The 8756-nt window shown below is 71.7% G+C and carries 9 protein-coding genes and 1 pseudogene; 7 read left to right on the top strand and 3 right to left on the bottom strand.

Annotated elements, in window-relative coordinates:
• Positions 1 to 102: 102 nt before the first annotated feature.
• The gene (locus AB0A74_RS20435; protein WP_358251496.1) at positions 103 to 1248 is read right to left on the bottom strand and encodes a serine hydrolase domain-containing protein; all 1146 of its coding nucleotides are present in this window, start codon (positions 1246 to 1248) and stop codon (positions 103 to 105) included.
• Between the two features lie 189 nt (positions 1249 to 1437).
• Here AB0A74_RS20435 and AB0A74_RS20430 point away from each other — a divergent pair.
• Together AB0A74_RS20430 and AB0A74_RS20425 are read left to right on the top strand one after the other, a co-directional pair.
• Positions 1438 to 1557: pseudogene (locus AB0A74_RS20430) on the top strand (helix-turn-helix domain-containing protein); the annotation flags it as partial.
• Positions 1549 to 2130, top strand: coding sequence for a MarR family transcriptional regulator (locus AB0A74_RS20425; protein ID WP_358251511.1), 582 nt, complete (start codon positions 1549 to 1551; stop codon positions 2128 to 2130). The pseudogene AB0A74_RS20430 and the gene AB0A74_RS20425, both read left to right, overlap by 9 nt.
• A 9-nt stretch (positions 2131 to 2139) precedes the next feature.
• Here AB0A74_RS20425 and AB0A74_RS20420 read toward each other — a convergent pair whose 3' ends face one another.
• A complete protein-coding gene (locus AB0A74_RS20420; RefSeq protein ID WP_358251494.1) occupies positions 2140 to 3240 on the bottom strand; it encodes a UDP-N-acetylglucosamine 2-epimerase in 1101 nt (366 codons plus the stop codon).
• Positions 3241 to 3338: 98 nt separating this feature from the next.
• Between AB0A74_RS20420 and AB0A74_RS20415 the strand changes: the two genes are divergently transcribed.
• The 4 genes from AB0A74_RS20415 to AB0A74_RS20400 all read left to right on the top strand — a co-directional run bounded on the left by AB0A74_RS20415 (position 3339) and on the right by AB0A74_RS20400 (position 7032).
• A complete protein-coding gene (locus tag AB0A74_RS20415; protein ID WP_358251492.1) occupies positions 3339 to 3755 on the top strand; it encodes a DUF3592 domain-containing protein in 417 nt (138 codons plus the stop codon).
• A gap of 47 nt (positions 3756 to 3802) precedes the next feature.
• The gene (locus tag AB0A74_RS20410) at positions 3803 to 4471 is read left to right on the top strand and encodes a DUF1990 family protein (RefSeq protein WP_358251490.1); all 669 of its coding nucleotides are present in this window, start codon (positions 3803 to 3805) and stop codon (positions 4469 to 4471) included.
• A gap of 67 nt (positions 4472 to 4538) precedes the next feature.
• Complete coding sequence (locus AB0A74_RS20405) at positions 4539 to 5588, top strand: NAD-dependent epimerase/dehydratase family protein (RefSeq protein WP_358251488.1); 1050 nt, start codon at positions 4539 to 4541, stop codon at positions 5586 to 5588.
• 103 nt (positions 5589 to 5691) lie between these two features.
• Positions 5692 to 7032: a beta-propeller fold lactonase family protein gene (locus AB0A74_RS20400; protein WP_358251487.1), complete on the top strand. Its 1341-nt coding sequence runs from the start codon at positions 5692 to 5694 to the stop codon at positions 7030 to 7032.
• A gap of 101 nt (positions 7033 to 7133) precedes the next feature.
• Here the strand turns inward: AB0A74_RS20400 and AB0A74_RS20395 are convergent, their stop codons facing one another.
• Complete coding sequence (locus AB0A74_RS20395; protein WP_358251486.1) at positions 7134 to 7472, bottom strand: hypothetical protein; 339 nt, start codon at positions 7470 to 7472, stop codon at positions 7134 to 7136.
• A 563-nt stretch (positions 7473 to 8035) separates the two neighbouring features.
• On the opposite strand from AB0A74_RS20395, the gene AB0A74_RS20390 reads away from it, so the two are divergent.
• Entirely contained in the window at positions 8036 to 8719 is a 684-nt protein-coding gene (locus AB0A74_RS20390) for a haloacid dehalogenase-like hydrolase (protein WP_358251485.1), read from the top strand.
• Positions 8720 to 8756: the final 37 nt, after the last annotated feature.

The raw sequence follows: 8756 nt of genomic DNA, 5'->3' as shown, positions 1-8756 counted from the left end.
CCCGGCGACTGGCCACCCGGCGACTGGCCACCCGGCGACTGGCCACCCGGCGACTGGCCACCCGGCGACTGGCCACCCGGCGACTGGTCACCCGGCCGGTGGTCACCTCAGACCGGGGAGCCCGAACTCCGCGTCGACGACCTTGAACGCGAGGTCGAAGTCGCGCCAGTCGGTGTTGGTGTGCAGGACCAGGGTGCGCTCGCCGTCGGGCGTGCCCACCGCCATCGTGCCGGTCCCCCAGAACGCTCCCGCCATGCCGCGCAGGACGCGACCACCCGTCACCGCCCGGTCCAGCTCGAACACGCCCAACCCGTAGTGGGTGTGCGGGATCCAGCCGCTGCCCCCGGTCGGGACGGTGGTCCACATCGCGCGGTGCTGGGCCGGCGGCAGCAGGGCGCCGGTCGCCATCGCCCGCAGGAACCGGACCAGGTCGCCGGTCGTGGACACCACGTTCCCGGCCGAGAAGAACAACGACGTGTCGAACACGGTGACGTCGAGCGGCGGGGTGCCGGGGTCCTCCATCAGGGACACCCAGTTCTCCGCGGTGAGCGACGCGGGGTCGGTGCCGTCCTTGAGGAACATCGACGTGTACGCCCGCGGGTGCGGGTCCGGGTAGCCCGTCTCGTCGGCGGCGCGGACGTGGGTGCCGGTCAGGCCCAGCGGCGCGATGACCGTGCGCTCGACCTCGTCGGCGTAGCTGTTGCCGGTGACCTCCTCGATGATCGCGCCCGCGAGGTAGTAGCCGCCGTTGGAGTAGACGAACCGGTCGCCGGGTTCCCCGACCGGCGGCTGGGACAGCCCGAGCCGGAGCAGGTCGGCCCTGGTCCACCGGTCGAGGCGGTGCGCCTCCAGACCGGCGCGGGTGGCGTAGTTGTCCGTGGTCTCCGGCGCGAGGCCGGTGGAGAACAGGCCGGCGGTGTTGGCCAGCAGGTGCCGGACGGTGATCTTGTCGCCGTCGTACCCGCTGCCCGCCAGCACGCCCGGCAACCACTTCTCGACGGTGTCGTCCAGGCTCAACCGACCCTCGGCCGCCAGGTGCAGCACCGCCGCGGCGGTGAAGGCCTTGCCGGCGCTGCCGGCGTGGAAGTGCTCCCCGGGCCGCCGCCGGGCACCGGTGGCGAGGTCGGCCACCCCCGCCGCCCCGAACCAGACCCCGTCGGCGTCGTGCACCTCGGCGACGATGCCGGGCACACCCGCTTCCGCCACCGCCCAGTCCAGCACGTCCTGCGTCTTCTCATGGCCCGCCATGCCCCCAGCACCCCTTCATTCGACGTTCACGACAACGCGAAAGTTACGTTGCACCACCCAGAGCGTCAATCAGAGATACGCGAACCAAAGCATATATGCGCACTTCAAAGCGCATGTTTCGTTGCAAGGCACTTGACCGCTAATGCAATGGCTGTGTTGCATTAGACTCAAGCCGTGCCCGGCGAACGACTCACCCAACAGGAGCGGCGACAGATCGCCGCGGGCCTGCGCGACGGGCTGACCTACGCCGCCATCGCGCGCCACCTCGGCCGTCCGACCTCGACCGTCACCCGCGAGGTCATGCGCAACGGCGGCCCCGCCGACTACCGCGCCGACCAGGCCCACTGGGCGGGCCGGCGGAAGACGCGCCGCCACCCGACCAGGCCGGCGGTCCGCTCGACCACCGACCACGGCGGGCGCGACCCGCGCACCGTCGAGGCGGTGGCCGCCCGCACCGCGGACCTGTTCATGCGGACCGGGCTGCCGCAGATGATGGCCCGGGTCCTCGCCGCGCTGCTCACCACCGACAGCGGCAGCCTCACCTCGGCCGAACTGGTGCGCCGCCTCGACGTCAGCCCGGCCTCGGTCTCCAAGGCCGTCGGCTACCTGGAAGGGCTGAAGATCGTCAAACGCGACCGCGACCCGCACCGCCGCGCGGAGCGCTACGTCGTGGAGGACGACGCGTGGTTCCAGGCCGTCATGGCCAGCGCGCGCATCGACGCCGAGATCGCCGCGGTGTCCCGCGACAGCGCACTGGCCCTCGACCCGACCACCCCGGCCGGCGCGCGCCTGGAGACCCTCGGCCACTTCCTGGACCACGTCAGCCGCGACCTGGTCCGCTCCGCCGAGCACTGGCGCCGGGTCTACTTCCCCGGCCGGTGACGACCGCGGTCAGCAGAACCCGAAGCGCGTGAGCGTGTCCACGATCTTCTTCGTCGGGTGGTACTGGTCGACCAGGCTCGGCGCGCGCAGCGACTCGTAGTCGTCCAGGAACTTCGCGATCACGTCGGTCCGCATGCCGGTGAGCACGATGTTGCGCCCCAACCCCTGGTGGCGTTCGGTGCGCTCGCGGTGGATGGCCGCCGGCACGCCCAGGTACGCGCACTCCTCCTGCAACCCGCCCGAGTCGGTCACCACGAACTCCGCCCGCGCCAGCACGGGCAGGAACCGGCGGTAGCGCATCTTGTCGCGCATCAAGAACCGGGTGCCGTCGAAGAGGTCGGTCAGCCCGGCCCGCTCGATGCGCTCCCGCTCCAGCGGACCCGCGAGGTAGACGATCGGGAGGCGGTCGGCCGCCGCGCGCAGCAGCTCCAGCACCTCGCGGAACCGGTTCTCGCGGGACACCAGCTCGAACCGGTGCAGCGTGGCCAGCCCGAACCGGGGCGGCAGGTCGGTCGGCGCGCCCCCGCCGGCCAGGGCCTCGCGCAACGCGTCCACCACGGTGTTCGCGCCGGTCTCCACGACCACGCCCCGGACACCCGCCAGGTTGTCCACCTCGCGGCGGGTCGGGGCGAAGTGCAGGTCGGTCAGCCGGGACGCGATCCGCCGGTTGAGCTCCTCGGGGAACGGGCTGGTGAGGCTGCCGCTGCGCATGCCCGCCTCGACGTGCGCCACCCGCGCGCCCAGCACCGTCCGGGCGATGACGCTGCCGTACGGGGTGCTGAACGTGTCGCCGTGCACGGCGACCAGCGGCGGTCGCCCGTCGGCGGTCAGGCGGCGCCGCAGCTCGCGCCGGTCGCGCCGCACGGTCCTCGCCACCTCCGCCGCCCACCGCGGCACCCGCCCGGACCGGTCGACGTGGCGCGCCCGGTCCGGCGGCACCAGCCAGACGTCGGGCTCGGGCAGGTCCAGGTCGGCCAGCGTCTCGGCGATCCCGTCGACGTGCCAGGCCGTGAACCACAGCTCCGGTCGTGCGTCGAGTTCGACGAGCGCGCGGTGCACGGGCGCGATCTTGATCAGTTCGGCGGTCGTTCCGACGAAGAACGCGATCACCTCGTAAACCCCTTTCGCGACGGTCCCCACCCAACCACGCCGTGACGTCCGGTCACATCCCGGGGCGGTGTGACGATTCCTTCTTCGAAGGAGGCGTGGTGACCGATTCACGGAAAGTCGGCGTCGGGCGGGTCATGTCCGTGGTCGTGCTGGTGGGCGCGGTCCTCGGGCTGGTGCTCGTGCTCCAGTCGTCGGCCGAGCAACGGGCCTGGGCGAGCGCCGAGGGGACGGTGCGGGAGCGGCTGAAGTCGGGCAAGAGCGTCTCGGTCAAGGTCGAGTACGCGCTGCCGGACGGCTCGAAGCAGGTCGCGACCCTGTCCGAGAACGGCCCGGCGCGCCAACCGGGTGAGCGCGTGACGGTCCGCTACGACCTCAGGGACGGCCGGGTGGTGGACGCCGCGCTGGCCGACAACGACCAGGCCCACCTGGTGGGCGGGATCATGCTCGGCGTCCTGGCGCTCGGCGCGCTCGTCGGCGCCTTCATCGCCTGGTCCCCCAGGCCGCGCCACGACTGACCGGCGCCCGCCCGGGTACTCGACGGGGGTCACCGGGAGGAGTCGTCGTGCGGGTGGTCTGGTCGGGACGGGTGGACGTCGGGGCGCTGGTGCGCGCGCTGCGCGGGCGGGGGCTGAACTACGACCCGGCGGAGGTGCGGCGGCCCGCGTGGACGTTCGACGTGCACCGGCACGGGCTGGGGCGGGAGGCCGTCGGACCGCCGGTCGAGGGCGGGCTGTGGTGGCGGGCGAAGGACCTGGTGGCCGGGTACGAGTTCAGCCCGCCGGAGATCGTCCGCGCGTTCCACGAGCCCGGCACGGACCTGCTGGGCCGGGACATGCTGCTGCAGGCGCGGCTGCCCGGGTTGCGGTTCCTCATGGGCGTGCGGGTGACCGACGTGCGGAACGAGGTGTCCGACGAGCGGACCGCGTGGGGGTGGGGGTACGAGACGCTGGAGGGCCACCTGGAGCGGGGGCGGGTGGACTATGAGCTGGTCAAGCACCACGCCACCGGTGAGGTGGAGTTCGTCGCGCGCAGCTACTCGCAGTTGCACCCGCGTGCGCCGTGGTGGATGCGGTGGGGGTGGCGGCTGTTCGGGCGGCGCGTGCAGCTGCGGTTCTACCGGCGGGCGGGGCAGCGGCTGCGGCGGCTGGCCGCCGACCCGGTCGTGGCGGTGCCGACGGTGCTGGAGCGACCCACCGGTCGAGGGGTCAGCGTGCCCGATCCGCTGAGCTGAGGTTGCGGTGGTGCGCCCCGGGTAGCCCATGCCGACCGGACCCGGTCGAGCGGATGGGGAGCGTGTCGTGAAAGTCGTGATCACGGGGGCGTCGGGCAACGTGGGCACGGGCGTGCTGCGGGCCCTGGCCGCCGACAGCCCGGACCACCGGGTCGTGGCCCTGTGCCGCCGCCCGCCGCGCGACGGGGCGTTCGACGGGGTGGTGTGGCAGGAGTGCGACCTGGCCGACGAGGGCGCGCACGACGTGCTCGACCGGGCCGTGGCCGGCGCGGACGCCGTGGTGCACCTGGCGTGGATGTTCCAGCCCACCCGACAGGGTGACCGCCTGCACCGTACCAACCACAAGGGCACCGCGGCGGTGCTGGAGGCGGCGCGGCGGGCGGGCGTGCCGCACGTCGTGCACACGTCGTCCATCGCCGCGTACCAGCCCGCCGACGACCAGCCGGTGCCCGAGACGTGGCCGACCACCGGCATCCCCGGCTCGGTCTACGGGATGGGGAAGGCGGAGGTGGAGGCCGCCGTGGACCGGTTCGCGCGGGAGAACCCGGACACCGCCGTCGCCGTGGTGCGCCCGACGCTGGTGGCGCAGAAGTCCGCGTCGGCGAGCTTCCTGGCCCTGTTCTTCGACCCGCTGGTGCCGCGGTGGCTGATCAAGCTGCTCCGCGCCGGCAGGATCCCCCTCCTGCCGCTGCCGGCCGCGCTGCGCGTGCAACTGGTGCACGCCGACGACGTGGGCGACGCCATCGTCCGGATCCTCCACCGCCGCGCGACCGGCGCGTTCAACCTGGCCGCCGACACCCTCACGGCCGAGGACCTCGCCCGAGTGGTGGGCGCACGAGCCGTGCCGATCCCCGGACAGGTGATGAGAGCGGCCGTGGCCCTCCTCTGGCGGTTGCGCGCGATCGGCATGTCCCCGGGCTGGTTCGACGTGGGCACCCGCTCCCCTCTCGTGGACACCACCCGCGCCCAGACGGAGCTGGACTGGACCGCGCGCACCCCCAGCGCCGCGTGCGCCGAGGAACAACTCGCGGGCCTGGCCGAAGCCACCCCGGGCCCCACCCCGGCCCTGCACCGCGACCGCCTCCAGGACGACAACCGCGCCGACGCCCTGACCTGACCCCGGGCCGCGTTCCCCTTGTCCCGACGTGGGCACTTCCGCCCCGATCGGGTGTACCCGTCTGGCACTATCCGGGCACGCCACGGAACAAGGGGGACGCGCCATGCACGGTCGAACTCGACGCATCCGAAGAACCGCAGCCGCGCTGAGCGTGCTGCTGGTCGCCGGTCTCACCACGGCGGCGCCCGGCGTCGCCACGGCCGCCGGGTGGCCGACCTACATCAGCGTCGGCCGGTACCCGGCCGCGGTCGTGATCAGCCGGGACGGCAGCCGCGCGTACGTCACCGAGACCGACGCCCGCAAGGTGGTGGTCATCGACACGGCCACCAAGGCGGTCATCGGCACCATCGGCGTCGCCGGCGTTCCCCAGGACATCGCCCTCACCCCGGACAACCGCACCGCCTACACCACGAACAGCGGCTTCGACGACGTCCACCACAGCTCGGTCACGGTGGTGGACGTCGTGGGCCGGCGGTCGGTCGGCCAGATCCCGGTGGCGCCGCTGAGGTACCCGGAAGGGGTCGCCGTGACGCCGGACGGCCGCAAGGCCTACGTCGTCGGGCACGGCAACTCCTTCGCGGTGATCGACACCGCGACCGGCACCGCCCGGTCGGTCTACGTCGGCAACACCGGCGGGGCGGACATCGAGATCACGCCCGACGGCTCACGCGCGTACGTCGCGGACTTCTACAACAAGAGCGTCATGGTCCTCAGCACCGCGACCGACAGCGTGATCGCCACCGTGCCGCTGGACAGCGCGCCCAACGACATCGCCATCATGCCCGACGGGCGGCGCGTGTACGTCACCAGCCACCAGGGCAAGAAGGTCTACATGATCGCCACGGCCGGCAACCAGGTCGGCGCCACCGTGGACCTGCCGGAGAACCCCACGGTCCTGGCCGCCACCCCGGACGGCCGCAAGGTCCACGTCGCCGGCTACGACCGGACGACCCTGACGACGATCGACGTGGCGACCAACACGATCTCGCAGAGCAGGCCGATCAACCGCTACCCGAGTTCGATGGCCATCACGCCGAACGGCGCGGAGGCCTACGTGGTCAACGGTTCCGACGGGTACGTGGCGGTCCACGACATCACCGCCGAACCGGGCCCCGACCGCTTGGTGGGCGGCGAACGCCTGACCACCGGCCAGTCCAAGACCTCGCCGGACGGCAGGTTCCGACTGGTGATGCAGCCCGACGGCAACCTCGTGCTCTACTCCGCGTCCGGCCAAGCCCTGTGGCACACCAGCACTTACGGCACCGACGCCACCCACGCGATCCTCCAGCACGACGGCAACTTCGTGCTCTACAACGCCACCGGCGAAGCAAAGTGGAGCACCCGAACCTGGACCACCCCAGCCGACCGCCTGGTAGTGCAAAACGACTCGAACGTCGTCCTCTACGGCCCCGGCGCAACCCCGTACTGGCACCGCATGCAGTAACCCCGGAACCGGGTGCGTCTCGCCAGGGCGCACCCGGCAGCCTGCCAACGTCATCGCCCGCGCACACGACGAAACCTACGAGCGAATCAAGACTTCACGAGTCAAGGGCGGAACACCCGAGTGCCACGAGCCGTGTGAAACTCCGTCAGCACTTGGAGCGCCGCCGCCAACTGTTCGGCCAACCGTTCGCCGCGCTCGTGCCACGCCGCGGTGGTCGCCTCGTCGGGGAAGCCGGAGTCAGCCGGGTCGTCGGGGTCGTACACCGCCTGGAACTCGTCGTCCCAGGCGTCGATAGCCGCTACGAGATGAGCCGGCACACCGAAGTCGCGCCCCAACCGGTCGGCCGAGTAGTTCGCCGGAATCGGGTCGCCGGCCTTGCGCACCCACAACGGATCCGTGCCCCACTCCGGAGCCAGCCGCACCGACACCACGCCGTTCATCGTCCCCATCCCCGGTAGTTCGGATCCGTCTCGGCACGTGGGTCGCGTCGAGCGCCGTCGAACGGGCTGTCCCTCACCGGTCCTTGGGTTCACGCTGCCCTCTTCAAAGAACACGATCTTCCCATTGGGTCCTTGCCGATCTCGACCACCTTGTCTGGTCGAGCTTGCGCAGGATGTCTCGATCTTGGCGACGTACTCGGCGGCGCCGAGCCGGCCGGCAGTGCGCTCGCGGGCGGTCGTCTCCACCTCCCCGGCGGTGTTCCGGCCAGACGGTCTGGCCTCCTGCGCGACCGAACAGTCAGCCGCAAGACGGACTCCCGAACCCGAGCCGAGTTGCGCTTCACCACTTCGGTCCCGTGGCGGTGGTGACGACGACCCGCGACGCCCTTGCCACTACCCGAGCAACGGTCATCTATTCCACATCGCCGGGAAGAATGCGCCGCCACGACTGTGGACGAGCAATACGAACGAACCGTTGACAACGGCTCCGCAGAAGTTGCTATGGTCGGCCGGTAGGCGTCGGGCGCCTGGGAGGAAACGCGCCGGCGTGGGGGATGTGTTTCTTGGGGGATGTTTTGCGCTACGACGTGGGTGAACCACGGTCGGCTCGGCGGCGGCTGTTCGTCTTCGACATGGACGGCACGTTGCTGCCCGACGCGACCGGGATGGTGGCGCTGGCCACGGCGCTGGGCACGGCCGACGCCGTGGACGAGCTGGAGCGCCGGTTCGCCGACGGCACGCTCGACACCGTCGGCTTCACCACCGAGATCCACCGCCTGTGGGGCGTGATCCCGCCGGCGGTGGCGCGGGCGGCGTTCGACGGGTGCGCCAAGCTCGCCGACATCCACCGGGTGACCGCCGACATCGCCCGCAACGGTGACGTGTCGTGCCTGATCACGATGTCGCAGAACGTTTTCGCCGACCACTTCCTCGACTTCGGGTTCGACCACGTCCACGCCAGCACCTACCCCGCCGAGGCCGGCGCGGTGGTGCGGGCGGAGGACGTGCTGACCCCGGAGTCCAAACCGGTGATCGTCCGCGAGCTGTGCGAACGCCACGGTCTGGACTACGGCGACACCGTCGCGTTCGGCGACTCCGGCAGCGACCTGCCGCTGTTCCGCTCGCTCAAGTACACGGTGTCGGTCAACGGCACCCCGTCCATCGCGGACGTCAGCGCCGCCGAGTACCGCGGCGGTTCCCTGTTCGACGCGTATCGGATCGCATTGGACCTCATCGGCGCTCGATAACGCCCGACACCAATCCACACAAACGAATACATGGGGG

The organism is Saccharothrix sp. NPDC042600 (genome assembly GCF_040647305.1).
GTDB lineage: Bacteria > Actinomycetota > Actinomycetes > Mycobacteriales > Pseudonocardiaceae > Actinosynnema > Actinosynnema mutabilis.
Note: the sequence above shows the minus strand (reverse complement) of the source record. Positions and strands in the feature narration are given on the sequence as shown.

Coding starts and splice junctions, on each gene's coding strand:
- AB0A74_RS20395 (WP_358251486.1), bottom strand. CDS start 7,472: ATGAACGGCGTGGTGTCGGTGCGGCTGGCTCCGGAGTGGGGCACGGAT.
- AB0A74_RS20435 (WP_358251496.1), bottom strand. CDS start 1,248: ATGGCGGGCCATGAGAAGACGCAGGACGTGCTGGACTGGGCGGTGGCG.
- AB0A74_RS20400 (WP_358251487.1), top strand. CDS start 5,692: ATGCACGGTCGAACTCGACGCATCCGAAGAACCGCAGCCGCGCTGAGC.
- AB0A74_RS20425 (WP_358251511.1), top strand. CDS start 1,549: ATGCGCAACGGCGGCCCCGCCGACTACCGCGCCGACCAGGCCCACTGG.